The following is a 25,031-nucleotide window of genomic DNA, read 5'->3' as shown; positions in this document are numbered from 1 at the left end:
CTATTGTCCGGGCAAAAAAGGTCAAAACGTTCAATTCATACTTACTCCAGCAAAGCGGCAGCCGCAATTCTGGCCGGAACGATGGTGTTTGGCGGAGCAGGTGCGGCTTTTGCTGCGACCGCTGCACCGGCAGCAACCTCTGGAGCAAATAATGGTTCTGCTCCAACAGCCTCAGCAGGAATTTTTACAGATGTAAAAATTGGCTTCTGGGCCGAAAAACATATCTACAAGCTGGCTTCTCAAGGGATTGTAGTAGGTAATAACGGCCTATTCCGTCCGGGGGATTCCATTACCCAGCAGGAAGCGGTGCTGATGGCGCTGCGTTTCATGAAGCTGCAAGGCAATGTGCAAAGCGATTCCGATGTAGTCTTTCCAACGGATTTCAAAGTAACCAACTATTATAAGCCTTATGTCGTGCTTGCTTTCCAGCAGGGGCTGCTGGACAAAGCGGTAGAAATGGCTCCTGATAATCTGAAAACCTCCTGGGGAGAACGTAAAGCCAGCCGCGAATGGGTAGCTGAGCTCCTGATCCGGGCACTCGGCAAAAATACGGAAGCCGCTGCTGTATCGGGCAAACCTACCGGGTTCGCAGATGATGCGAAAGTTGCCGCCAACAAACGGGGGTATATTAACGCCGCAGTGGGTCTGGGGCTGGCCAACGGTCTGGACGGCAACCGCTTTGATCCGCAAGGTGCGGTCACCCGGGCGCAATTGGCTACTTTCTTCAGCCGTGCAGAAGCTCACAATACGCTGGAGTATGACAATACTGTCAAAGGCACCATCAGCGCAATGCAGGACGGGAAATTAACGCTGTTCAACAATGGCAGCACATCTGTATTCAATGTAACCTACAGCACCGCCTACTTTACCAGTACCGTTGATACCAGAATTAACTTTAGCGATCTTAAGCCTTATACCAAAGTGACTGTTATTGGAGCTACCTATAATGCCGCTTATGTAGAAGTAACAGATCCGGTGCAGCAGGTGCAAACTATTGAAGGTGTATTTGCCAAGGTTACTCCAGGAACGATCTGGCTGGATTCTCCAGCCGGATACGACCAGTACAGCTATGATGGAAGCACCAGCTTTGTAGATGTGAACGGAGCTGTCATTTCTGCCTCCTCGATCACCCCTGCCAGCAAGGTTGCTCTGCTTCGGGAAACATACAGCGGGGCGGGCAAGCTCGTGAAGGTACAGGTGACCTCGGGAATTGTCAATAAAACGGCGAACGGAACCATTCAAAGTGTAGATACTGCAGCAAAGAGCATAACGTTCAAAACAGCTGAGGGTGCAACGGAATCCTACAAATGGGAGGATGGCACGACCCTGTTCAGTTCGCAAAATGCAGTGCTGCTGCCCGCTGATCTGAAGACGGGGGCAGCCGTCAAGTATTCAGTCAAGGATAATCTGATCCGGACAGTGGAAGTGACTTCTGGGGTAGAACGGACTGTCCAGGGGGCGATTACTGAACTGTCAGGTTCAACGATTGTCTATAAAAAGGCTGATGGCACACGTGAAGTGAATCTGCTTGGCACATCGCCAGCCGTCATCATTCCCGGCGTGGCCACACCGTCCATTGGAGATCTGGTCGCTGATGCAACGGCCGGAGACAATGTACAGCTCACCTTGAACAGCAGTGACCAGGTGACAAAAATTGAAGTTTTGAGCCGGCAGATCAGCCAGTTCACCGGTGCAACTGTGGTCGATTACAGTGCAAAAACCCAGCTTCTGACCGTTACGGACAGCAGCGGGAAAGCACAATTGGTAAAGATCGATGCAAATACGAAGCTTGCTTATGATGGCGCTACGACCACTTCTCTCGCAAATATGGGTTACAGACTTGCCGAAGGCCGCAAAGTGGATGTTGTAGCTGCAGGCCAGCGCGCATTATCTGTGGAAACTAGCACCAAATATGACGGTACATTGACTGCTGTGAATGTAGCGAACAGAACGATCACACTGAAGCTTGCCAATGCGCAGCAGGTTACCTTGCCTTATCCGCAGTCCGTGGAAATCTTCGGACGCACAACATCAGCAATTACAGATGTGGCACTTGACAGCGCAGTTACTGCTGTTCTTGCGGATAATCAGAGCGGGGTATCGGTTCTCCGCGCAAACTCATCCATGCAATTGGAGATTGCTACTCTGGACGCAACAGCGAATAAGCTGGGAGTGAAATGGTCGGGGGGAACTACCGTATTGAATACCTATACGCTCCCTATGACGGATGAAACCGGAAAAAGCATCAAGATCGGTGATTTGAAGGTCGGGGATTTTGTAAATATCACCTTTAATGGAAGTGCGCCGCTCTCTCTTAAAGCGGTAAAACTTAACTCAGGCCAGCTGACCGCAGTGGATGCTGCTTCCGGAACGTTTACCTTGAAGGATTACAAAGGCGGTGCACAGACGTTCTCAGCGGCTGGCGGAGTCAAGATTATCCGTGACGGGTCTACCACGACAACACTCGGTTCACTGACTACTGCCGACCGTGTGGAAGTACGCAAGGATTCAGACGGGTCGACAATTATCCGCGTACTCAGCCAGCTGAACCGTGTGTTCTGGCGTTACGAGAGCGGAACAAATGAGATTCTGGTAAAACGCTCAAGTGCTTCGGATAGTAATTACCGCTTTGTTCCGGGTCCGAATGTATATATTCATCAAGGCGACACGACTTTACCCGTGCAATCTCTCAAAGAAAATGATAATATTATAATGTATTTCAATAATAATATTCTTGTTGAGATTGCGAAACAATAAGAGCTTGGTGATTTTCCGCGTGAAACACCGTCTTGATTCAGGCATTTGGCCTGCTTCAAGACGTTTTTTTTGAAATATAAAGCTGGTCATGTATTAGCTCTGGTGTATGAACATGTACATGTACATTGCGATACATACTATGCTTGTATTTCCTTACAATCGAGAAGTTACGCTCGCTGCTGCCGGTGAGATAACAATCCGTGGAGGGGACACTATGAAAGCTGCAGAGGTCCGCCACATCCTGGATACCATCGGTGAGCTATTCCCTGATGCGCATTGTGAGCTGAACCACAGCAACGCTTTTGAATTGACGATAGCCGTGCTGCTCTCAGCCCAATGTACGGACGCAACAGTGAACAAAGTCACTGAGGACCTGTTTCAAAAGTACAAAACTCCGCTCGACTACGTTTCTGTACCCGTCGAGGAACTGGAGAGTGACATCCGGCGTATTGGTTTATACCGCAATAAGGCGAAGCATATTCAAAGTCTGTGCTCCATCCTGATAGAGCAGTATGGCGGCGAGGTGCCGCAGGCCCATGACTTGCTGGTAACCCTGCCGGGTGTCGGGCGCAAGACTGCTAATGTGGTAGTTTCCAATGCTTTTGGAGTCCCGGCCATTGCGGTGGATACACATGTTGAGCGGGTAGCCAAAAGGCTCGCCCTTGCGGGCTGGAAGGATTCCGTGCTGGAAGTGGAAAAGAAGCTGATGAAGGCGGTGCCGCGTGACGAGTGGACACTCACGCACCACCGGCTGATTTTTTTCGGACGTTATCACTGTAAAGCCCAGAATCCAAAATGTCAGGTATGCCCGCTGCTGGATGTCTGCCGGGAAGGCAAGAAACGTATGAAAACTACTGTAATCAGGAAAGCTAAGAGTCATACGGAAACAAATAGCTAAGAATTAGAGATGAAGAAGAGGATGGGATAGAGATGAAGTGCATTTCTGTATATACCGATAATTTTGAAGCTTTTTCCGATATTTTCGAACGTGTAGTTGAAAGTCCGCTGGAGGAAAATGAAGAGCAGGAAGTGGAAGGCATCACGATCAGCCACTCCGGCGATGTGCCTGAGCACTATCTGGAACGTATGTCTCAAAAACCTGAAGTTGTAGTGATGAGAGACAAGTCCCGTGGTCTGACGATTCTTCAGCATGGCAAAGTATTCGAAATTTTGCTGCCTGTTCTGGAAACTGCCTGATTGTTCAGCTTAGCTGAAGAATTGGAAGCAGCGATATGTGATGAGAAAAAGCCGGCCCTTGGGCCGGCTTTTTCTGCTTCAAGCTTTCATTGCGGATCAGGTTTAACCTCTACGAATTCCTTCAGGAGTGACAATCTGTCGTCCCAGTATGTCTCAAAGAAGTCCAGCCAGTCTCTTAGTTCAGTGAGCGGCTCTGGCTGAAACCTGTACCTGGTCTCCCGGCCTACCCGCCGTGAGCTGACAAGACCTGCACCCGACAAGATATGCAGATGTTTGTTAATAGCAGTTCGCGACAGAGGGAAATTCTCCGAGAGGGCTACAATCGGCATTTCTTGATGGGCGAGCAGTTTTAATAGGCTGCGGCGTGTCGGATCGGCAACCGCCTGGAATACATCATGTTTGAGTGCGGGGGCAGACACTGTTTAAGCCTCAACATAATGCACAAGACTTTGATTGACGATTTTTTCCCAGCCCCCGTTCATGATGCCGCGGATAACCGAATGGGGTTGTCCGAATTCAGTGACCTTTGTTTCATCCCAGCCGGAATGAATCAGAGTGAATTCTGTCTGATGGTTCTCCAGCTCTTTCAACTCAAAAGCGAGATGCCAGTCTTTCCCCCAATCGAAGCCCAGCCGGTGAGGCGGCTCAAGTTCGGTGACTTTGCAAGGAGAATCGCCAAATTGTCCGGACCGGAGAATAAACTCCTGGCCTAAGACGGGCTGAAAGGTGTTGTCCATCCACCAGGCGGCAAGGCCCCCGGAAGTGGCAACAGCCTTCCATACTTTATCGATGGGAGCATTAAGGACTAGAGTTTTACGGATTTCGGGCAATGTTTCTTCAGTATGCATGAGCGACCTCCTGATTTTTATAACACCTTTTGGTTTCGTTTTTATAATAACACCAAAAGGTGTTATATTGCAATTGGATTTACATACTCATCACTTTTTTCGTTTATCGTTCCGCACAACGACCCAAATTATAAACAGGTTAGAAATATTGCTCTGCAAACTTAGTACATTCTCCCGCTTTGCCCGAAGAAACAAGTGAGGTAATCCGCAGTTTTGTAAGGGGTTTACCGGATTGGCGAGATTCGTAAAGGATTATAGGGGATTTTGTAAATAGTTCTGATTTGAATTGTGGCAAACTGGTGATAAAATGTAATTATTCTATTCTTGTCATACGCACGATACTGGAGGCTGCGAAAGTGGGAGTTAATGTGGGAACGGGTCGGGGTGAAATACCGAATGAGATTTTGAAAGAGCAGCCTTACCTTGGGCTTAGAATGCTTTTGGAACAGTGGGGAGACTCCGCTGCAGTGCAAATTATCACAGATTTGGAGACAAAAGCAGCTGCCGGTGAGCTGACGTTTGCTTTTTGCGGCCATTTCTCGGCAGGAAAGTCGAGTATGATTAATCAGCTGTGCGGCAAACCTGTCCTGCCGTCAGGTCCGGTTCCAACCAGTGCCAATATCGTATCCATCCGCAGCGGGTCCCCCCGCGTTCTTGTCTATCCGCGTACACTTGAGACCGAAGCTAAGCCGGAACCCTGGGAGACAACGCCGGAGCAGCTCCAGGATTTTTGCCGCAAAGGCGGGGAATATTCCGCGATTTCCGTGTGGGAGAATGTCCCGCTCTTGGGGAGCCACGGGGTTCTGATGGATACCCCAGGCGTGGATTCCACCGATAGCGGACATCAGGCGGCAACGCATTCGGCGCTCCATCTGGCTGATGTCGTTTTTTATGTAATGGATTACAATCATGTGCAGTCCGAGAATAATCTCGCCTTTGCCAAAGCTCTAAGTGAATGGGGAAAACCGCTGTATCTCATTATCAATCAGATTGATAAACACCGTGAACAGGAGATTACCATCGAGTTGTACCGCCAGCAACTGGAAAGCGCTTTCGGACATTGGGGGATTCATCCGGCGGGCATTCTTTTTACTTCCCTTAAGGTACAGGAGCATCCTCTGAATCAATGGGAACATCTGCTGGGCCTGATTGACAGCCTTCTGAAACAACGGGAGGAGCTGCTGGAATACAGCCTGTCCCGCTCTCTCTACCATACCGCAGATGCAGCTCTGGGAGCTTACAGGGAAGAGCAGAGTGAGGAAAGAGAGCGTCTGGTCGAGGAAGCGGGAGCGGCAGAACGGGATTACGTAGAACAGGAGCTTCAGAAGTGTGCGGAGGCGCTGGTAAGTCTTGACGGGCTTGGTGAGGAGGCGCGCTTGAATCTGCGCGCCGGTGTGGATGCGCTGCTGGGGAACAGCAGCCTGATGCCGGCAGAGGTCCGGGAAGCAGCCGGAGCCTATGCTGAAAGTGTCAGTCCCGGCTTCCGGAAGGGACTGCTCTTCACGGCAGCAAAGCGGGAGAAGGAGCAGCAGAAACGGCTTGCCGCCTGGCACACGCTGCAGACCCGGGAGATTGCCGCCCAGCTGGAGTGGCATTTGCTCCAGCTGGTACGGCAATGGGGAGAAGGCCTCGGCGTCTGGGATGAGGCGGCGGAGACGGCACTTAAGCAGGCGTTCCCGGCGGTCAGCCCCGCGGAGCTGGCGGCTGCCGTCAAGCCGGGAACCGGCTTCAGCGGGGAGGCGCTGCTTAATTTCTGCCGCACGCTTGCGGCTGAAATGAAGGCGCAGTTCCGCCGCGCTGCGCTGGGCGTTGGCGATGAGCTGCTGGCGAAGCTGCCGCCGCTCGTTGACGGGCAGCGCGCGGAGCTGGCGCGCCGCGAGGCCGCCTTGCAGCGGCAGGCGCGCGCTTTGGCCGCGCTGGCCGCCCTTGACCGCGCGGCGGATGCCCGCGCGGCAGAACTCGCGGCGCAGCTTCCGCCGCGCCGCACCCTCACCCCCGGCACGCTGCCGGAGGTGAGGGTTACCCCGCGGGCAGGCGCGCTCAGCGCCGCGCCGCGCAAGCCCCAGCCGCTGCGCCAGGCTGCGGCTGGAAACCCCGCCGCCGGCCTGGCGGCGGGGACGGCTTCGCCGGCGGGCGGGCGCCGCCGGCTTGGGCAGGCCGCAGCGGCGCTGGACGCTGCGGCGGAGCTGCTGCGCCGCGAGCCGGCCATGGCCTCCGCTGCGCGCAGCCTGGCGGCGCGGGCGGCGGATCTCGCCGGCGGCCGCTTCACCCTGGCGCTGTTCGGAGCATTCAGCGCCGGAAAGTCCTCCTTTGCCAATGCCCTGCTGGGCGAAGAAGTGCTGCCTGTGTCGCCGCATCCCGCCACAGCGGCGGTGGGCCGCATATTGGCGCCGGAAGGGGACTTCCGTCACGCCAGCGCGGTGGTCACCATGAAAAGCAGGGAGGATTTCTGGGAAGACATCCTCCATTCCTTCAGCGTGCTGCAGCTGGCCGCTCCGCAGCCGGAGACCTGGACCGCTGCGGTCGTGGATCTGCTGGTCGGCGGACTTCACCCCTCGGCACTGCCGCATGCCGGTTTTCTGCGTGCCGCAGCCGCAGGCTGGCAGGAGGCAGAAGCTCTGCTTGGCACGGTGCGTACCGTCGATCTGCAGGAATACCGGACCCTGGTCGCCGAAGAGACCCGGGCCTGCTTCATCCAGGGGATTGATCTCTATTACGACTGCCCCCTGACTGCCAGCGGGATTGTGCTGGTCGATACCCCTGGGGCGGACTCCCTCCATGCGCGTCATACCGGAGTAACCTTTGGTTACATGAAGAATGCGGATGCGATATGTTTTGTAACCTATTACAATCATGCCTTCTCCAAGGCGGACCGGGGTCTGCTGGCCCAGCTGGGGCGGATCAAAGACAGCTTCGCGCTGGATAAAATGTTTTTTATCATCAATGCCTCCGATCTGGCCTTGGATGAAGAAGAGCTGCAGGAGGTTCATCAGCATGTTGCACAGAATTTGCGGGCCGGCGGTTTGATGAAGCCGCAAATGTACTCTCTCTCCAGCCTGCTTGCACTGGAAGGCAAAACGGCCGGCAACCGGGAGCTGTATGAGGCTTCCCGGTTCAGCAGCTTTGAGCAGGCGCTGGCGGATTTTGCCGGCGGGGAGCTGCCGCGGCTGTCTCTGGCCGCAGCCAAAGACAGCCTCAGCTCCGTCCGCCGCCGGACAGAGGAGTGGCAGGAGAAGGCCCGCCAGGCGGCCGGACAGCGTGAAGCGCAAATGCGGGAGCTGCAGGACCAGCGCCGCCTGGCAGAGCAGCGGCTGCGCCTGCTGACAGAAGAGGAGCGGCCGCGCCGGGACTTGCGCCGGGAAGGCGAAGAATTGCTGTATCATGTCCGCCAGCGGATTTCCTTTGCTTTCGGCCGTTTCTTCCAGGAGTCCTTCCATCCTTCGCTGCTCCGCGAGGATGGCGGGAATCTGAAAGAAATCTTCACAGCTTGTGGAAGAGAGCTGGAACGGTCGGTCCAGCGTGAGCTGGAGCAGGAGCTGTGGGCTACCACGCTGCGGCTGGAGGCGGCCGGACGGCGGCTTGCGCATGCGGCAGCGGCCGCTGCGGCAGAAGAACTGTCCATCCCCGCAGAGGAGCTGCAGTTCCTGCAGAACGACAAGGAACTCTGGCCTTCGCCGGCCAAGCTGGAATGCAGGCTGGACCCGCTGGATTGGCCGGCGCTCTGGAGCCGCTTCAAATCGCCGCGCCACTTCTTCGAAGGGGCAGGACGGAATGAGGTCAGAGCAGCGGCAGAGCCTTGGATGAAGGAGTCCGTTGCAGGGGCAGCTGAAGCACTGGAGGCCTTTCTACTCGATTTCTATGCAAGCAGTGTGGAAGCTGCATTATCACGCGCGGGGGATGCACTGCGCGAGAGTCTGTCTGAACGGGAAGCGGCGATCACAGAGCTCCTGAAAGGGGGTGATTCTGCAGAGCACTGGCACAGACTCAGCAGAGAATTGCTGCAACTGGAAGGAGCTTTCGACAATCTCGTGGACAATGATCTGTGAAGGTTGTAGGAAAATGTCGAAGAACACTTGCATTCTGACGGATGATGGAAGAAAATAAAGGAGCCTGAAAATTTACAATTAGAACTGCTTTATTTACAGAAAAATAGAACAGAGCAGTCAAATTGCTGAAAGAGGTTGGAATCGACAATGTGGGGAGCTCCTTTTTCATCCCAGAGCCGTAAGCTGCTGCTCTTGGGCAGCGGGGAATTGGGTAAGGAAGTCATTATCGAAGCTCAGCGCCTTGGCGTAGAGACCGTAGCTGTGGACCGTTATGCAGATGCACCGGCGATGGGAGTGGCCCATCGTTCCCATGTTATTGATATGCTCGATGCCGAAGCGCTGAAGAAGCTAATTCGTGCCGAGAAGCCGGATCTGATCGTACCGGAGATTGAAGCTATCGCCACACATGCGCTGCAGGAGCTGGAGGAAGAAGGATTCCTCGTGGTTCCCACCGCCCGTGCGGCCCGGCTGACCATGGACCGGGAAGGCATCCGCCGGCTGGCCGCCGAGGAACTCGGTTTACCGACGGCAGACTACCGCTTTGCCGATAGTCTGGACGAGCTGCGCCAGGCCGTAGAAATCCTGGGCACCCCTTGCGTGATTAAGCCGATTATGAGCTCTTCAGGCAAAGGGCAGAGTATCTGCAGGAAACCAGAGGATGCGGAGAGCTGCTGGAACACAGCGCTTGAAGGTGCACGCGCCAAAGGAACAAGGGTGATCGTGGAAGCTTTTGTCACTTTTGAAAGTGAAATCACACTCTTGACTGTACGTTCGGTCAGCGGAACAGTATTCTGTCCTCCCATCGGCCATATCCAGAAGGACGGCGATTATGTGGAATCCTGGCAGCCCCATCACATGAGCGCAGCTCAACTGGCTGAGGCTGAAGGCATTGCCCGGGCAGTAACGGATCAGCTTGGCGGATTTGGAATTTTTGGAGTGGAGCTGTTTCTTACGGATCATGGGGTGTTGTTCAGCGAAGTTTCGCCGAGACCGCATGATACCGGTATGGTTACCATGGTTACACAGGATTTATCGGAATTTGCTCTGCATGTCAGAGCCATTCTTGGATTTCCGCTCGACCCGGTGCATTTGCTGTCACCGGGCGCATCAGCAACATTGAAGGCAGAAACAGCCGGACAAGCTTTTCGGGTGACCGGTATTGGCGAAGCGCTGGCGCTTCCCCGTACGCAGGTTAGAGTGTTCGGCAAACCGGAGATCCGTCCTGGACGGCGGATGGCCGTAGCATTAAGTGCAGCGGAAGATGTGGAGATCGCGCGGACAGCAGCCAAGCAGGCGGCGTCTATGCTAAAAGTGGAGGTTATTGAGGATGAACAGTAGTACTCAGGAGCAGGTACTGCAAATTCGCAAATGCGGCTTAAATGATCTGGAGAGAGTCACAGCCCTTTTGCGGGAATTCGGCTATCCGACAACGCTTAGCGTGATGAAAGAAAGAATGGAAGACATGGAGACGGATCCGTTCCATTGCACACTTGTTGCAGAACTGGATAATGAAGTTGTGGGAATGGTTGGACTACGGAAGGTAAGATCGTATTACAAACATGCAGATTGTATTACGGAAATTACCGCACTGATTGTAGCAGAGGAGCTCAGAGGCAACGGCCTTGGCAAAAGACTGGTGTCCGCAGCAGAGGAATGGGCCCGCCAGCAGGGATGCTGCCAGCTCTTCCTGAGAAGCGGCAACCGTGTGGAGCGTGCGCCGGCACATGCTTTTTACCGTCATATCGGGTTCGAAAAAACAACCGGTTACCGTTTCAACAAATCATTGTTATAGGCCTATATGCGCCAATCATCCCCATCCCGGGTCAAGCGGGATGGTTTTTTTTATGCATAGGAAATTTTGCAATGAAAAAAATGTGGACATCTAGAAGTTTGACATCAAAAAGAAGCATCCTGCGTCTTGTACAACAAATGCGGACTTTGTAACCTCCAAGGCCTTATTCACCCGTTCCGCCCTTAGTATGCGGTCCTGACGGGAATTTTATGTATTTCCTTATCCCAGCCACTTCCTTAACTTAACCATAGATTGAGCCGTTCGAATCAGCTAGAATGGTTGTAGTATGACCTAAACCTGATTCAAAGAGGGATGAAGTATGTATAAATTGATACTTGCCGAAGACGAAGAAGATGTAAGAGAAGGGATAATCGCGCAAATCGACTGGGAACAGTACGGGTTTGAGGTTGTGGATCAGGCAGAGAACGGACGGGAAGCCGCGGATTCCATTGACCGGCTGCTGCCGGATGTGGTCGTTACCGATATTCAGATGCCATTTATGAACGGGCTGCAGCTGGCCGAGTGGATCCGCAGCCGTCATCCCAATACGAAGATTATTATACTGACCGGCTACGATGAATTCGAATATGCCCAGAAGGCCATCAAGCTGCAAATTGATGAATATATTTTGAAACCGTTTTCTGCACAGGAGCTGATTGACGTTCTGCTTAAGGTAAGGTCCGCGATCGAGGCTGAGATTGCCGAGAAGGAGAATGTATTCGTGCTCAGTGAGCATTACCGCAAAAGCCTGCCAGTGCTACGTGAGCAGTTCCTTTCCTCCCTGGTTTCCCGCAGGCTCCGGCCGGAGGAAATTGCCGAGAAGAGTGCGGAATACGGAATCCATCTTAGCGGCGAACTGTTTCAGGCATCCGTAATCAGTGTCGATTATATCCGTGAAGGCGGAGGAACAGGTACTGCCGGCAGCGGACCGGTATCGCTCAGGGACACCGGAGACCGTAATCTGCAGCTCTTCGCCGTGCTGAATATTGCCGAGGAAATATGCCAGAAGCACAGCTTCGGTAAAGTATTTATCCACCGGGATAATGTGGTGCTGCTCTCGGTAAGCGAAGAGAAGGATGAGGCATCCATTACCGGCAGGACGTATGCCACCCTCGAAGAAATCCGCCAGAATGTCCAGCGTTTTCTTAAACTGACGGTAACCGCGGGTTTCGGTACGGCTTGCCATTCTCCGTCACTTTTGTCCCACTCCTTCAATGATGCGCTGCAGGCGCTTGATTACCGGCTGATCCTTGGGAACAATAGGGTCATCTGGATTGAAGATGTGGAATCCCGGGTAGGACGAATGCTCGCCTATGACGAGTTGACCCAGCAGTCGCTGATCCGCACGATTAAGCTGGGCACCCTTCAGGAACTGAAGGAGGTTGTGGACGAGCTGTTTGGCGGATTGGATGCGGCTCAGGTAAGCACACAGGAATACCAGATTTTCCTGCTGGAGGTCATCACTACGATTCTGCGGGTAGCCAAGGAGTCGGGCAGTGAGTTAAACGATTATCCGGGCTTAGGGTTTTCTTCCCTGTCAGAGATTCATAAGTTCAACAATATGGGTGAAGCTAAAGAGTGGATTATTGGGGTATGCAGCCGGCTGATGGACTCTATTGCAATGGAACGGCAGTCCAGCTACAAGCAGCTCATTGATCAGGCCAAGGACTATATCCGCAGCCATTATGAGGAATCTGATATTTCCATCGGCAGAGTCTGCCAGCATTTGCACATCAGCACAGGCTATTTCAGCAGCATTTTTAAAAAAGAAATGAAGATGACCTTTGTCAGCTATCTGCTGCAGATTCGTCTTGAAGCCGCCAAGGAGCTGCTGCGGTCGACTGAACTGAAGGCGTTTGAAATCGCCGAACGCATCGGCTTTGCCGACCCGAACTATTTCAGCTTCTGCTTCCGCAAGAAATATGGACAATCACCCAAAGAGTACAAAAACAGCTCCCGGGGAGGATAAGCCATGAACAAGCCGAAGCCTTATTTTTTTCCGCACCGCCCGCAGCCGCGCAGAGGCAAGTTCCGCTTGCCCTCCAAGCTGCGGAGTATTCAGCTCATCATAACCTTAACCTTTACGGCGGTCACAGTGCTCGTTGCAGTGATCGTCAGTTTTATGCTGTACAACAAATTTGCCACAACGGCCGAAGAGAATGCCAATATGAACATGCAGCAGATCATTGAGCAGGTGAATTACAACCTGGAGCTGTATGTCAAAGGGATGGCGAATATCTTTGCAACCGCGGAGGAGCAGCTTACATCCAGTCCGTCCATTGACTCCCCCCTGCTTGGGGAACGGATGGATACACTGATGAGCAGCCGTGAGGACCTGGTTTCAGTAGCGGTATTCACTCCCCAGGGAAAATATGTTGTCGGTACCCCTGGCCAGCACATGCGGCTGAACACCCAGCTGCAGAGTCAGAGCTGGTTCACCTCGGCGATCAAAAACCCTGAAATTTCCTATTCCGCTCCCCATATCCAGAATTTGTTCAAAGGACGCTATACCTGGGTGGTCTCGATCAGCAAAATGATTGAGTACAGAGAAAACGGGCAAATCAGGAAAGGGATTCTGCTGATTGATTTCAACTTCCGCACCATTGATGAGCTCAGCAGACAGGTTAAGCTGGGTAAAAGGGGTTACGCTTACATCCTTGACCCGTTAGGCAATATTGTCTATCATCCGCAGCAGCAGCTGATCTATGCCGGACTGAAGTATGAGAATGTGGAGCCTGTGCTGGAGTATGAATACCGCAGCTACCTGGACGAATCGACAGGAGAGAAACGTTTTATTACGGTACGCACCCTGGATTTGACAGGATGGAAGATTGTAGGTGTGGCTTATTACGATGAGATTGTGACCACCAAACGTGACCTGAACCATTTTTTGGCCTGGTTTCTGGGCGTCGTGATTATAGGTGTGATCGTATTGTCCATTCTCCTCTCCTGGCTGATTGCCAGTCCCATCCGCAAGCTGGAGCGTACCGTCAAGCAGGTAGGGGAGGGGGACCTCAATACGCCGATCAATGTCAGCGGCGCTTATGAGGTGGAGCAGCTGTCGCGGCGTTTCAACATGATGCTGCAGCGGATCAGACAGCTGATGGACCAGATTATCTACGAGCAGGAAACCAAACGTAAGGGGGAGCTTGAAGTCCTTCAGTCGCAGATCAACCCCCATTTTCTGTACAACACGCTGAATTCGGTCATCCGGCTGGCAGAACGCGGCAAAACGGATGAGGTGGTGACGATGATTCAATCGCTGTCGAAATTTTTCCGCATCAGCCTAAGCAAAGGGAAGAATATGATCACTATGCAGGAGGAGCTGGATCATATCCGGCATTATCTGGTCATTCAGAGCTTCCGCTTCAAAAATAAATTCCGTTATGAGATTCGGGCTGAGGACGAAGTGCTGGCCTGCCAGACGATTAAGCTGATTCTGCAGCCGATTGTGGAGAATGCCCTCTACCATGGCATCGAAATGCTGCCGGATGAGGGTCTGATTACTATTACCGCCGGGCTGCAGGAGGGTCTGATTGTCATCCGGGTCAGCGATAACGGACTTGGCATGAGCAAGGAGACGCTGGGTACCCTATTGAGCGGCGGCGGCAAGAGCAGCAGCGGTTCAGGTGTAGGCGTTCGGAACGTGAATGAACGGATCGGACTGGTCTACGGGCGGGAATACGGACTTGCTTTTGAGAGTGAGCTTGAAGAAGGAACTACAGTGACCATTTGCTTTCCTGCGGTCACAGCCGGAGAAGGGCCGGAAGATGGAATGGAGGAATCCATACAATGAAAAGCTTGCGCTTAGGGCTTGTGCTGCTGCTGTGCGCGGTGTTGGGGCTTGCGGTTACTTCCTGTCTGGGCACCTCTCCGGCATACATCAGCACGAATAAAACACACAATGTCCATATGATTGTAAAAATGAACCGGGGCGATTACTGGAATACAGTGAAGCTCGGTGCGGAAGCCGCCGCCAAGGAGTTCAATGTGAAGCTGACGTTCAAGGCGCCGGATTCGGAGAGCGACATTGATGAACAGATTACCATGGTGGAAGAGTCCATTAAGCAAAAGGCCGATGTGATCATCCTTGCAGCCAGCAGCTATATGGGGCTTGCACAGGTTGTGGATCAGGCGGAATACTACAGGATTCCGGTGATTTCAGTCGATGCGGAGGTGGGTTCGGCCAAGGTGAAAACCTATGTGGGCTCAAACAGCTATGAAGCGGGGCAAAAATCCGCAGAAAGACTGATTGATCTTTTGAACGGATATGGGGAAATCGGAATCATCAATTTTACCAATTCCACAAGCGGTCAGACCAGTTCGACGGGGACGATTGATTACGGTGCGCGGGATGCAGATGAACGGGAAAAGGGGTTTCTCAACTATGCTGCGCGTTTTCCCAATGTTGAGGTTGTGCAGATTTCTTATACCTCCTCCAACACTGCCGATGCCGAACAGCTGACCCGGGACATGCTGCTTAACCATCCCAATCTTCGCGGGATTGCCACACTGAATGAAACGGCTTCGCAGGGTGCGGGCAAAGTCGTTCAGGAATTGGGCCTCAGTCCGCTGAAGATGGTGGCCTTTGACAGTTCGCCTTCCATGCTGGAGTTGCTGCAAGACGGTACAGTTCAGGCCACAGTGATTCAGAATCCCTTCAATAACGGATATTTAGCGGTCAAATACGCGGTAGAAGCCACGGAAGGCATGGATGTGCCGGAGCGCGTAGATACCGGAACGAAGCTGATTGACCTGGATAATATGCTGTGGCCGGAGAATCAAAAGCTGCTGTTTCCGTTTGTAAGATAACTTACGTCATCGTCCTATTAACTGTTTTGGCTCCGGCTGTGGAGAAAAACCGCACCGGCCCGGGCGGCAAACCGCCAGTCCATAAGCGCCCTTCTGTGGGGAACCGCTCTCGGGGCCAACTCTCTGCTGCTGCTCAATGTACTGACCAATTCTGCCTTGGCACAGAATCAACTTCAGGTTGGGAATTGTACCCGTTGGGTTTGGGCAGGTCTGCTGCTGCCCGCTCTCAAAGGAAAGCCAACCCGGCCATCTCCAAACCAGAAATGGGCTTGGGCTGTTATGACGGCGCTTCTTGTCGGCCTCGTCGTACTGCTTGGCCTTTTTTTTGCGCAAATATAAGAAAGTATATGTTGCACAATATCCTTTATCCTTCCATTTCTCACTGAAACGATACCTGAAAGCGATACTCTGTATCGCTGCTTCCGAAGCATAGGCCCTTAAAAGGGCGGCGAAGCCGTCGGTGAACAATCAATAAGTGGAAAAAGGGAACTTATTTCTCTTCAAAATCAACAAATCGGAGATTTAGGTGGAAAAAGGAAACTTAATTGGGTGATTTTACTGATTCAGAAGCAAAATGTGCTGAATTAGTGATCCTTTTTCCAACTTAGGGAGCAAAGATCGGTAGTGCCGGGGCAATTAGTGATCCATTTTCCACTTGGAATTGCCGCGGTTCATGAAGGGTTCTCCAGGCAAACGCTAAACTGAAATCCACAACAGCTGCGTTACCCAGTGAAGGGGGGGGCAGCCGTTTTGTTCTTTTCAGTATATGAGAATTTTCATACAACAGATGAGTATTTTATATTCGCAACCGCTTTCACCTCGGGCATAATAAGAATGTACCCGGGACATACCGGATACAACTAAAAAGAAACATTATCAGGAGGTCAAATAATTATGAAAAAAATCACTTCCGTTTTACTCGCCAGTGCTTTGCTGGGTGCGGCTTTGGCAGGCTGCGGCGGCAACAATAATGCCGATACAGGAAAAAAAGACAACGCTGCAGAAGCCACCAGCAGTACCAACTCCGGTGCTGCTGCGGGTAAAACTCCTAAAGTCGGCGTGGCCATCTACAAATTTGATGACACGTTCATGACCGGTGTCCGCAACGCGATTGACTCGGCTGCGAAAGACATCGCTACCGTAGACATCGTAGACAGCCAAAACTCACAGCCTACACAGAACGACAAGGTGGACCTCTTCATCACAAAAAAATACGACGGCATGCTGATTAACCCGGTTGACCGCACGGCAGCAGGCGTAATTATCGATAAAGCCAAAACCGCAAACATCCCAGTGGTGTTCCTGAATCGCGAACCGCTCCCGGAAGATATGAAGAAATGGGACAAAGTGTACTATGTCGGCGCTAAAGCAGAAGAGTCCGGCACCATGTCAGGCCAGTTGATTGTGGATTACTGGAAGGCGCACCCTGAAGCGGACAAAAACAAAGACGGCGTGCTCCAATATGTAATGCTGAAAGGCGAACCGGGACATCAGGATGCTGAGCTGCGCACCACATACTCCATCCAGGCGATCGAAGATGCCGGTATCAAGGTAGAGAAACTGGCTGAAGATACCGCAATGTGGGACCGCGTCAAAGGCCAAGAAAAAATGGCAGCCTTCCTCGGCTCCCATGGCGACAAAATTGAAGCCGTTCTTGCCAACAACGATGATATGGCCCTCGGCGCGATCGAAGCTCTGAAAGCTGCCGGATATTTTACAGGTGATAAGTACATGCCGGTTGTAGGGGTTGACGCAACGGCTCCGGCGGTTCAGGCGCTGCAGGATGGAACCATGCTCGGTACAGTGCTGAACGATGCCAACAACCAAGGTAAAGCGGCGATTACACTGGCTGCGCTGTTGGCCAAAGGCGAAGCCCCAACCAAGGAAAATGTAGGCTTTGACATCACCGACAACCAATATGTATGGATTTCCTACAAAAAAATCACCAAAGACAATGTAGCTGACGCAAAATAAGCTTGAACTAAATAATGCCGGGGGGCGGAAGGTCCGCTTCCCGGAATTCCTTACGGGTAGGGAGCAGGATAGAACCGCTGTGCCTCTCATGGAAAAAGAAAAAAAGCGTAGGGGGCGTATCAACATGGCAAAAACAGAATTTTTGCTGGAAATGAACAATATCACCAAAGAATTTCCCGGCGTTAAGGCGCTGGACGGCGTCAGCCTTAAGGTTAGGCCGGGTTCGGTCCATGCACTTATGGGCGAAAACGGCGCAGGCAAGTCTACACTGATGAAATGTCTGTTTGGAATCTATTCACCGGATGCCGGTGAGATCTATCTGGATGGTGAAAAGGCTAATATTACGAATTCCAATGATGCTCTGGGGCACGGAATCTCCATGATCCATCAGGAGCTGCATCCGGTTCCGTTCCGCAATGTGATGGAGAATATCTGGCTGGGACGTTTTCCGACGAAGGGCTTCGGACCGTTTCAGTTCATCGACCACAAGAAAATGTTTACTGACACTGAAAACCTTTTCAAGGATCTGGATATCGATCTGAATCCCGAAACCTTGGTGGGCAAGCTGTCCGTATCCAAAATCCAATCGATCGAAATCGCCAAAGCGGTCTCTTTTCATTCCCGTGTCATCGTAATGGATGAACCAACCTCCTCGCTGACCAGCGTCGAAGTGGAGCATTTATTCCGGATTATCCGGGATCTGCAAAAAAGAGGCGTAGCCATTATTTATATATCTCACAAAATGGAAGAAATCCTTGAAATCTCCGACGAAGTGACGATCATGCGTGACGGCAAAAAAATCGGCACCTGGCCTTCGGCGGAGCTGACAACAGATCTGATTATCTCCAGAATGGTCGGCCGTGACCTCACTAACCGGTTCCCAGAACGTCATAACGTTCCAGGTGAAGTTTTTCTCAAAGTGGAAGGGCTTACATCGACGGAGCCCCGCTCGTTCAAGGATGTGTCCTTTGAGCTTAGACGCGGTGAAATTCTGGGCGTTGGCGGTCTGGTCGGCGCACAGCGGACAGAGGTTATTGAAGCCTTGTTCGGCCTGCGGGCCATAAAATCCGGAAGCATCTCCATTGGCGGTAAAAAGGTCAACATTCAATCGCCGCAGGATGCCAAAAAGCACGGGCTGGCCCTGCTCACCGAAGAGCGCCGTGTAACCGGTATTTTCCCGGTGTTGTCGGTTCATGAGAACGGTGCGATTGCCAATCTGGATCGTTACAAGACCCCATATTTCCTGCTTGACGGCCAAAAAAAGAAGGTGGAAGTCGATAAAATGATCGAAAAGCTGCGAACTAAGACACCAACGACCAAGACGCAGATCATGAATCTGTCGGGCGGCAACCAGCAAAAGGTGCTGCTGGCCAGGTGGCTGCTCACCGAGCCTGAGGTTCTTCTGCTGGATGAACCCACCCGCGGAATAGACGTCGGCGCCAAGTTCGAGATCTATTCGATCATTGCCGATCTGGCGAAGCAGGGCAAAAGCATTATCATGATCTCGTCCGAAATGCCGGAGCTGCTCGGGATGTCCGACCGCGTGATGGTCATGTCGGAAGGCCGACTAACAGGAATACTAGAAGGCGAGCAGGCTACGGAAACTGAAGTTATGCGTCTCGCCGCACAGCACTAAGGGGGAAACTACTAATGAACGTTAAAAAAGCTCAATCCTTTGTCACTCAGAACGCGATCTATATCGTATTGGTACTGTTAATTCTAGGAATTATCATCTATGAGCCAAGCTTCATGTCCATCAATACCCTGCGCGACGTGCTAATTCAGTCGTCCACCCGGGTAATCATCGCCCTTGGTGTCGCCTTTATTCTAATCACAGCCGGTACGGACTTGTCAGCGGGCCGCGTTGTAGGCTTCACAGCCGTTATCTCCGCCTCTATGCTGCAAATTCCGGATTATTCACGCCGTTTCTTCCCGGATATGCCTCAGGTGCAGGTATGGCTGCCCATTCTTATTGCCATCGTTGCCGGTCTCCTCTGCGGTCTTATCAATGGTATCATAGTTTCCAAGCTTAACGTTCCGCCGTTTATCGCCACACTGGGCACGATGCTGATCGTTTACGGTCTGAACTCGCTGTACTTTGATATGGACCCGAACCAATCGCAGCCTATCGGCGGCCTGCGTCCTGACTTCACCAAAATAGGCTCTGGTTTCATAGGCAGCGGACAATATTCGATACCGTACATTGTAATCATAGCTCTGGTGGTCGCGGCCATTGTCTGGGTGCTGTTCAACAAAACCAAGCTGGGCAAAAACATGTACGCCATCGGCGGCAACATGCAGGCTGCCAAGGTATCCGGGATCAATGTATCCAAGAACCTGATCTACATCTATGCTATCGCCGGCGCTCTTTATGGTCTGGCTGGTGTGCTTGAGGCTGCCCGGACAGGCGGCGCCACGAACAACTATGGCAACATGTACGAACTTGACGCCATCGCAGCCTGCGTAGTCGGCGGCGTATCCACTACAGGCGGTATCGGTACCGTACCTGGTGTCCTCGTCGGTGTTATTATCTTCACCTTGATTAACTACGGCCTGACCTTTATCGGCATCAGCCCTTACTATCAATTGATTATCAAGGGTCTGATCATCATCGCTGCGGTATCGTTTGATATGCGGAAATATTCGTCGAAGAAGTAAGCGAAGTGATGAGGGGAAAATGCTCTTGAGGTGATAAGGACGTGGCTGCAGGTAGTGTTTAGGCTTCCAGCCGCTGTTGTTCTCGGATTTCCTGATTTGAACTGCTGGCAGCGGCAGAATCCGAGGACAGTGTATGCATCGATGTGAGCTGTCCTTCGGAAAGCTTTCAGGCGGATGCATTCGCTCCTACAGCTCCAAACCTCCCTTCCGCTACTTGCATCACCTAAGGTAGTTCCCTCCCCGCTTTGCCGGGGAGGAACAGTATAATAGCGTTTGCGGGGTATCCGCAAACGCCTTTTTTTGATGATACGCCCAGCATGGGCGTTATCTCTTGGATAAAAGTCCCGAACGGGGGGGCTGGTATTACCTAACCAGTAGCCAAGAGCAAGGGTGTACACCGCGAGTTGCGACCTGAAGGAAACCAGAGGCAAAATCCCGGCCTGAGGTACCACTAATCCAATTAGAGGCGGTTGTAGCCGATGAGTCACCCATTCGTGACGAAATCCAAAGCTGCCAATGGATTCAGCGTAAATTTGGGCAGGTGCGGGCGGAATGATGCTGTTCTTATCTGGGAGGCCTGTTGGATAAGCGAGAATAAAACTCCGCCTGAACAATTACCGCTATTTTTTAGGTTGAGCCCTTATATTGTGTAATTAAAATCCTGACGGACATGAAAGTCAAATTTTTTTTTGTAGGAACGTCCTAAGGGGAGAATTTTTTTATTTATTAATACTACTGTGCTATAAGTGAATTTATGTACATATTTAGTATTTACAATGATTGATCTATGTATTTGACAAAAATTCGTATCCAGTCTTTCAATAATTTGATTTAAAGTGAGCCTTGAGTAAAAAACATTATCTAATGTGTATATTTCTATCTCAGTCTTACTTGTTTTTTCCAAGTATATAATTTGATGGGGTTTAATCCTTAGTTCTCCATCGGTTGTTTTTAAAGTTATTATTGGACATATGACATTACTTATAAAAGCAAAGGCTCTTTCAAGTAGCGACTTAAATGTTTTATAGACAATAGGTTTAATTTGATAATAATACGGTTGTACATAAAAACTTTCTAGCATGTGGTCTGAATTATTTGAAATAAAAATAATCTGCACCTTATAATCTCGCATTGCTCTAATCCTTAAAGCAGTCTCAATGCCATTGATTCCGCTCATCTCCACATCAAGAAAGACTAAATGGAAACTATAATGACCTGGGATGCTGTAGTATCGAAGTAATTCCTCACCAGATGGGAAATATTGTACGAAACATGTGACTGTTGACTCTATTAAATACCTCGAAAAAAAATCCTTGAAAATCATATGAGTATCATAATCATTATCACAGATCGCTATGTTCATCATTATAACAACCTCCATATATCCCTTTATGATCCATATAAGTATTATTATATCGAAAAAAATTGGTGAATACAAAAAAATGGAAGCGCATTGAATGGAGATATATCAAGGAAATGATGTTATTAACATTATATGTAATAAATTTTTGAAAGTCGTCGTTCGTCATTATATTTTCTTAATACATCCTAAATTTAACAAATAAATCTTTTTTATGGTATATTATAGATGTGGTTGTGGGATTCATACGACATTATGTGAAAAAAATCCCATGATTAAAATTTAAAATACCTCTAATGCTTATACCAGTCAGAGATTTATTTACGTAGAGATACCTCTATTGTTTTTTTAAAAGGAGTTTTTGTACAGAAGGTAAGAAGGTTAGTTTGTTTAAGAAATTTATTTAGGGATAAGGGGGAAAAAGCATGAGTTCGTTAATACACCATGAAGAAATTGAACGTTTATTCGAATTAAAAAGAAATAATGGAATTCATCGTCTAGGAAAACTATTTACAACGGCTTCAAATACATATTATTACGATACAGGTACAGGAAAAGTGTTGCAACTGGACAAGGATTCTTCAATAATTATGCATTCTTTATTTGAATTAGTAAATGTTAATACTCCCGAAGGCTTATTGGCTATTGAGCAAATATCCATATCAGCAATTAATGATTTTTGTCAAACTGTACTCAATGAACATTTATTCAGAGCGCATAAACCTTATCGACTTTACACACCAGGTCATAATGAGCTACTAGAAGAACAAGTAAATAATGAACTATCCCAAATTATTCTAGAACTAACGGGGCGCTGCAATTTACGTTGTGGCTATTGTATTTATAATGAAGAGTGCGATTTAAATAGAGACTTTAATAGTAGTGATATGAGTTTTGAAATTGCCAAAGCAGCGGTCGATTATGCAGCTATGCACTCAAAAGATAGAATAGCCGTTACTTTTTATGGAGGGGAACCTCTTTTGAAATTTGATCTACTTAAGTGGGTGATTGAGTATTCTTTAAAGACCCTGAAAGGGAAGAAACTCACTTTTTCACTAACGACAAACTTAACATTAGTAACCAAAGAAGTTGCCAATTACTTAGCAACTGTCCCGGGTTTGGGGATTGTGTGCAGTTTAGATGGACCTGAAAATATTCAAAATGAATATAGAAGATACAGTAATGGAGAGGGAAGTTTTTCAAAAGCCTTCCGTGGCTTGGAATTGTTGAGCGACTCTTTTTCTCTCAGTGAAAATTCACTGTCTATTAATGCAGTGTTTGCACCACCGTACTCACATGAAAAATTAAATGAAATAAACTCTTTCTTCTCAGGTCTGGAATTCTTACCAGCCAACACAAATATTAATATTGGCTATGTAGCAGAAGGCAGTCTTCCAAACGCCAGTATTAAAAGAGATGAAAATCAAATAAATCCTGTACTATTAGACCCTCTTTGGACTTGGTTAGAATCAAGGGCCCTTAACCGTTCCTATATCAGGGATGAAACTAATGATATTTCATCAACAGGAATAGAGAGTTCCTTAATTAGTATAGAAAAGAGATTTCTTACTGACAAACCTCAAGATCTTTATCCATTCAATGGTTGTTGTATACCAGGGGCACGTAGACTTTACGTCAATACTTCCGGTCAATTATATGTTTGTGAGCGTGTTGGATTTTCACCATCCATCGGGAACATTTTGGAGGGAATTGACTTTACATCACTGAAAAAGCACTATGTTGAAGATTATTCTAACGGTTCTATAGAACAATGTCAGGATTGTTGGGCTATTAGATTATGTTCTGTATGTTATGCTCACAATTACACTGAATCCCAATTTGATTCTTCCGAGAAGAATAGAAAATGTGATTTTCGTAGGAGAGTGCACCTCAAAGATTTAGTACTCTATCACACTATGCTTGAGAATTGTCCTGAGAAACTAGAATTTTTAAAAGATATTGTGATAACCTAAATGATATTTTTCCTCAAACCCGAGGATTAATATAAATTGATAAGTGGAAAGGGGGTGAACAACAATGAAAGTCATTAATCCATTATTCCGTAGTCAAGGAGACGCAGTGACAGCAGCTCATAAGTGCAATTGTATTTGTAATGTTGATACCCCGAATCAACATGATAATACTGGAGACAGCGCTTGGTGGTGGGGAGTACCTGATTGTGGTTGCGGTTGCAACAGCAATATTAAAGGCAACAATGAAGGTAATACCACTACAGCCCATGATGGATCTTAATTATAGGTAAATTTCAAAAAGGTGATCTAACATAAATGTTAGCTCACCTTTTAGCTTAATAAACGTTAACTATTCTTAATAAGGAGAGAACAATGTATCCTCAATTATCTCGCTTTAGTGATGGGAAATTACTTATCGTTAATGATGATTGTGAAGAAACTATGGTAGTTGTATGTGTTCAAGCTGGTTGTGGACAAGAGCCACTCGGGAAAAATGGAGTAGCGCACTTAGTAGAACACATATGTTTAGCTTATGAGAATTACATTTCTTCTAATTACGAACATACCTATAAAAATATTAAATTTTGTTCTACTGGATATACAAATTACGGACAAACTGTTTTGATGTTTACCTTTCAGTCGCATCTAGAGAATATTTATATATTTAGTCGACTTTTGAGGACTATTATGGATGCTGATATCGTAACTGAGGATACTTTTAAATTGTCTCAAACAGAAATCCTTGATGAATGTATGACGAAAAAATCTCAGTGGGAATGGCAACGAGAAATTATAACATATATTACAAATAATCAAGTGCAGAACCTTCCAGTTGGGAGTGAAGACGAAATTAAAAAACTGCATTTTAATGATGTAATATCATACATTAAAGATTTTTATAATATGGATAATATAGGGATTGTATTTTTTACTAATATTCTATCACAAGATATTATTCCTATTATTAAACCTGAAAAAAGAAGAAACACCAAAAATAAATACTTCAATTTTCAAATTAAAAAGATTTCGCGAAATATAATAAATAAAAACGATGAATTATCCTTACTACAACTTAATCATCCTTTTAAGCTAAAAACAGTAGAAATATATTTTCATAAACCATATATTTCAGTGAATTTGAAAAGAAAGTTGACTAGAATGTTATTTGAAATTATATCTAAAAATTGTATCGAAAAATATATAGAAAAAACTGAATATTGTAATTATTTAAATAATCTATCTGTTTCGGATAAGTATGTAAGTGATTATTTTTACTTTGCTGTTTTCAGCATGGAATTCTCTTTTGTTGATGATAAAATCACTCTTTTGGCTAATGGTATTGTTAATCACTTGAAAAAAGCTAACTTGACAGAACGAGTCTTAGTTGAGTCGAAAAAAAGAATCATTCCATTTTTAAATGAGTACTACAAATCAAGCAGAGAACAACTATTTCAGAATATATCCTCCCACTTTTTTTACGGTGAGCCGATTCATATTACTAGAGAGCACTATAGGGATATAGAGGAAATAATGGATGAAATAAGTATTGGAGACATTCTCAACTATAGAAATTGGATTCTAGAAGAATCTGCAAAAATAGTAATTTCGACTTAA

The 25,031-nt window shown here is 48.8% G+C and carries 18 protein-coding genes; 15 read left to right on the top strand and 3 right to left on the bottom strand.

Annotated features, from left to right (window positions below):
• Positions 1 to 3: 3 nt before the first annotated feature.
• The 3 genes from PGRAT_RS19600 to PGRAT_RS19590 all read left to right on the top strand — a co-directional run bounded on the left by PGRAT_RS19600 (position 4) and on the right by PGRAT_RS19590 (position 3,954).
• Positions 4 to 2,757 (top strand): S-layer homology domain-containing protein, encoded by a 2,754-nt coding sequence (locus tag PGRAT_RS19600; protein WP_025703702.1) that lies wholly within the window; start codon positions 4 to 6, stop codon positions 2,755 to 2,757.
• A gap of 214 nt (positions 2,758 to 2,971) precedes the next feature.
• Entirely contained in the window at positions 2,972 to 3,655 is a 684-nt protein-coding gene (gene nth / locus PGRAT_RS19595) for an endonuclease III (protein WP_025703703.1), read from the top strand.
• 32 nt (positions 3,656 to 3,687) lie between these two features.
• Positions 3,688 to 3,954, top strand: a complete 267-nt coding sequence (locus PGRAT_RS19590; protein WP_020432793.1) for a hypothetical protein — start codon at positions 3,688 to 3,690, stop codon at positions 3,952 to 3,954.
• A gap of 86 nt (positions 3,955 to 4,040) precedes the next feature.
• On the opposite strand, the gene PGRAT_RS19585 is transcribed toward PGRAT_RS19590, so the two are convergent.
• Together PGRAT_RS19585 and PGRAT_RS19580 are read right to left on the bottom strand one after the other, a co-directional pair.
• Positions 4,041 to 4,373, bottom strand: a complete 333-nt coding sequence (locus PGRAT_RS19585) for an ArsR/SmtB family transcription factor (RefSeq protein WP_025703704.1) — start codon at positions 4,371 to 4,373, stop codon at positions 4,041 to 4,043.
• Between the two features lie 3 nt (positions 4,374 to 4,376).
• Positions 4,377 to 4,802 carry an SRPBCC family protein gene (locus PGRAT_RS19580; protein WP_025703705.1) on the bottom strand — a complete coding sequence of 142 codons (426 nt, stop codon included), beginning with the start codon at positions 4,800 to 4,802 and terminating at the stop codon, positions 4,377 to 4,379.
• A gap of 356 nt (positions 4,803 to 5,158) precedes the next feature.
• Between PGRAT_RS19580 and PGRAT_RS19575 the strand changes: the two genes are divergently transcribed.
• The 9 genes from PGRAT_RS19575 (at position 5,159) to mglC (ending at position 20,084) form a co-directional block, all read left to right on the top strand.
• On the top strand, positions 5,159 to 8,848 hold the full coding sequence (locus PGRAT_RS19575) for a dynamin family protein (RefSeq protein WP_156124073.1): 3,690 nt from the start codon (positions 5,159 to 5,161) through the stop codon (positions 8,846 to 8,848).
• Between the two features lie 147 nt (positions 8,849 to 8,995).
• Entirely contained in the window at positions 8,996 to 10,186 is a 1,191-nt protein-coding gene (gene purT, locus PGRAT_RS19570; protein ID WP_025708399.1) for a formate-dependent phosphoribosylglycinamide formyltransferase, read from the top strand.
• Complete coding sequence (locus tag PGRAT_RS19565) at positions 10,176 to 10,640, top strand: GNAT family N-acetyltransferase (RefSeq protein ID WP_025708398.1); 465 nt, start codon at positions 10,176 to 10,178, stop codon at positions 10,638 to 10,640. The genes purT and PGRAT_RS19565 overlap by 11 nt, the downstream gene beginning before the upstream one ends.
• 319 nt (positions 10,641 to 10,959) lie before the next feature.
• A complete protein-coding gene (locus tag PGRAT_RS19560; RefSeq protein ID WP_025708397.1) occupies positions 10,960 to 12,609 on the top strand; it encodes a response regulator in 1,650 nt (549 codons plus the stop codon).
• A gap of 3 nt (positions 12,610 to 12,612) precedes the next feature.
• The gene (locus tag PGRAT_RS19555; protein WP_025708396.1) at positions 12,613 to 14,436 is read left to right on the top strand and encodes a sensor histidine kinase; all 1,824 of its coding nucleotides are present in this window, start codon (positions 12,613 to 12,615) and stop codon (positions 14,434 to 14,436) included.
• The gene (locus PGRAT_RS19550; protein WP_025708395.1) at positions 14,433 to 15,452 is read left to right on the top strand and encodes a substrate-binding domain-containing protein; all 1,020 of its coding nucleotides are present in this window, start codon (positions 14,433 to 14,435) and stop codon (positions 15,450 to 15,452) included. The genes PGRAT_RS19555 and PGRAT_RS19550 overlap by 4 nt, the downstream gene beginning before the upstream one ends.
• An 894-nt stretch (positions 15,453 to 16,346) precedes the next feature.
• Entirely contained in the window at positions 16,347 to 17,426 is a 1,080-nt protein-coding gene (locus PGRAT_RS19540) for a galactose ABC transporter substrate-binding protein (RefSeq protein ID WP_025708393.1), read from the top strand.
• 124 nt (positions 17,427 to 17,550) lie between these two features.
• Positions 17,551 to 19,062, top strand: coding sequence for a sugar ABC transporter ATP-binding protein (locus tag PGRAT_RS19535; protein ID WP_025708392.1), 1,512 nt, complete (start codon positions 17,551 to 17,553; stop codon positions 19,060 to 19,062).
• 14 nt (positions 19,063 to 19,076) lie between these two features.
• The gene (gene mglC, locus PGRAT_RS19530) at positions 19,077 to 20,084 is read left to right on the top strand and encodes a galactose/methyl galactoside ABC transporter permease MglC (protein WP_025708391.1); all 1,008 of its coding nucleotides are present in this window, start codon (positions 19,077 to 19,079) and stop codon (positions 20,082 to 20,084) included.
• A 640-nt stretch (positions 20,085 to 20,724) separates the two neighbouring features.
• Here the strand turns inward: mglC and PGRAT_RS19525 are convergent.
• Entirely contained in the window at positions 20,725 to 21,450 is a 726-nt protein-coding gene (locus tag PGRAT_RS19525) for a LytR/AlgR family response regulator transcription factor (protein WP_025708181.1), read from the bottom strand.
• Between the two features lie 419 nt (positions 21,451 to 21,869).
• Between PGRAT_RS19525 and PGRAT_RS19520 the strand changes: the two genes are divergently transcribed.
• From PGRAT_RS19520 to PGRAT_RS19515, 3 genes are all read left to right on the top strand, one after another.
• A complete protein-coding gene (locus PGRAT_RS19520; RefSeq protein WP_025708180.1) occupies positions 21,870 to 23,417 on the top strand; it encodes a radical SAM/SPASM domain-containing protein in 1,548 nt (515 codons plus the stop codon).
• 64 nt (positions 23,418 to 23,481) lie between these two features.
• A complete protein-coding gene (locus PGRAT_RS33345) occupies positions 23,482 to 23,697 on the top strand; it encodes a hypothetical protein (RefSeq protein ID WP_155990527.1) in 216 nt (71 codons plus the stop codon).
• 92 nt (positions 23,698 to 23,789) lie between these two features.
• Positions 23,790 to 25,031: an insulinase family protein gene (locus PGRAT_RS19515; protein WP_025708179.1), complete on the top strand. Its 1,242-nt coding sequence runs from the start codon at positions 23,790 to 23,792 to the stop codon at positions 25,029 to 25,031.

It is taken from the genome of Paenibacillus graminis (assembly GCF_000758705.1).
GTDB lineage: Bacteria > Bacillota > Bacilli > Paenibacillales > Paenibacillaceae > Paenibacillus_AQ > Paenibacillus_AQ graminis.
This window is presented reverse-complemented; position numbering and strand designations above follow the sequence as displayed.

What these genes read in the sequence shown, in the direction of transcription:
- PGRAT_RS19580 (WP_025703705.1), bottom strand. Translation starts at nt 4,802, where the DNA reads ATGCATACTGAAGAAACATTGCCCGAAATCCGTAAAACTCTAGTCCTT.
- PGRAT_RS19560 (WP_025708397.1), top strand. Translation starts at nt 10,960, where the DNA reads ATGTATAAATTGATACTTGCCGAAGACGAAGAAGATGTAAGAGAAGGG.
- PGRAT_RS19520 (WP_025708180.1), top strand. Translation starts at nt 21,870, where the DNA reads ATGAGTTCGTTAATACACCATGAAGAAATTGAACGTTTATTCGAATTA.
- PGRAT_RS19590 (WP_020432793.1), top strand. Translation starts at nt 3,688, where the DNA reads ATGAAGTGCATTTCTGTATATACCGATAATTTTGAAGCTTTTTCCGAT.
- PGRAT_RS19555 (WP_025708396.1), top strand. Translation starts at nt 12,613, where the DNA reads ATGAACAAGCCGAAGCCTTATTTTTTTCCGCACCGCCCGCAGCCGCGC.
- PGRAT_RS19515 (WP_025708179.1), top strand. Translation starts at nt 23,790, where the DNA reads ATGTATCCTCAATTATCTCGCTTTAGTGATGGGAAATTACTTATCGTT.
- mglC (WP_025708391.1), top strand. Translation starts at nt 19,077, where the DNA reads ATGAACGTTAAAAAAGCTCAATCCTTTGTCACTCAGAACGCGATCTAT.
- PGRAT_RS19550 (WP_025708395.1), top strand. Translation starts at nt 14,433, where the DNA reads ATGAAAAGCTTGCGCTTAGGGCTTGTGCTGCTGCTGTGCGCGGTGTTG.
- PGRAT_RS33345 (WP_155990527.1), top strand. Translation starts at nt 23,482, where the DNA reads ATGAAAGTCATTAATCCATTATTCCGTAGTCAAGGAGACGCAGTGACA.
- PGRAT_RS19540 (WP_025708393.1), top strand. Translation starts at nt 16,347, where the DNA reads ATGAAAAAAATCACTTCCGTTTTACTCGCCAGTGCTTTGCTGGGTGCG.
- PGRAT_RS19565 (WP_025708398.1), top strand. Translation starts at nt 10,176, where the DNA reads ATGAACAGTAGTACTCAGGAGCAGGTACTGCAAATTCGCAAATGCGGC.
- nth (WP_025703703.1), top strand. Translation starts at nt 2,972, where the DNA reads ATGAAAGCTGCAGAGGTCCGCCACATCCTGGATACCATCGGTGAGCTA.
- PGRAT_RS19535 (WP_025708392.1), top strand. Translation starts at nt 17,551, where the DNA reads ATGGCAAAAACAGAATTTTTGCTGGAAATGAACAATATCACCAAAGAA.
- purT (WP_025708399.1), top strand. Translation starts at nt 8,996, where the DNA reads ATGTGGGGAGCTCCTTTTTCATCCCAGAGCCGTAAGCTGCTGCTCTTG.
- PGRAT_RS19525 (WP_025708181.1), bottom strand. Translation starts at nt 21,450, where the DNA reads ATGATGAACATAGCGATCTGTGATAATGATTATGATACTCATATGATT.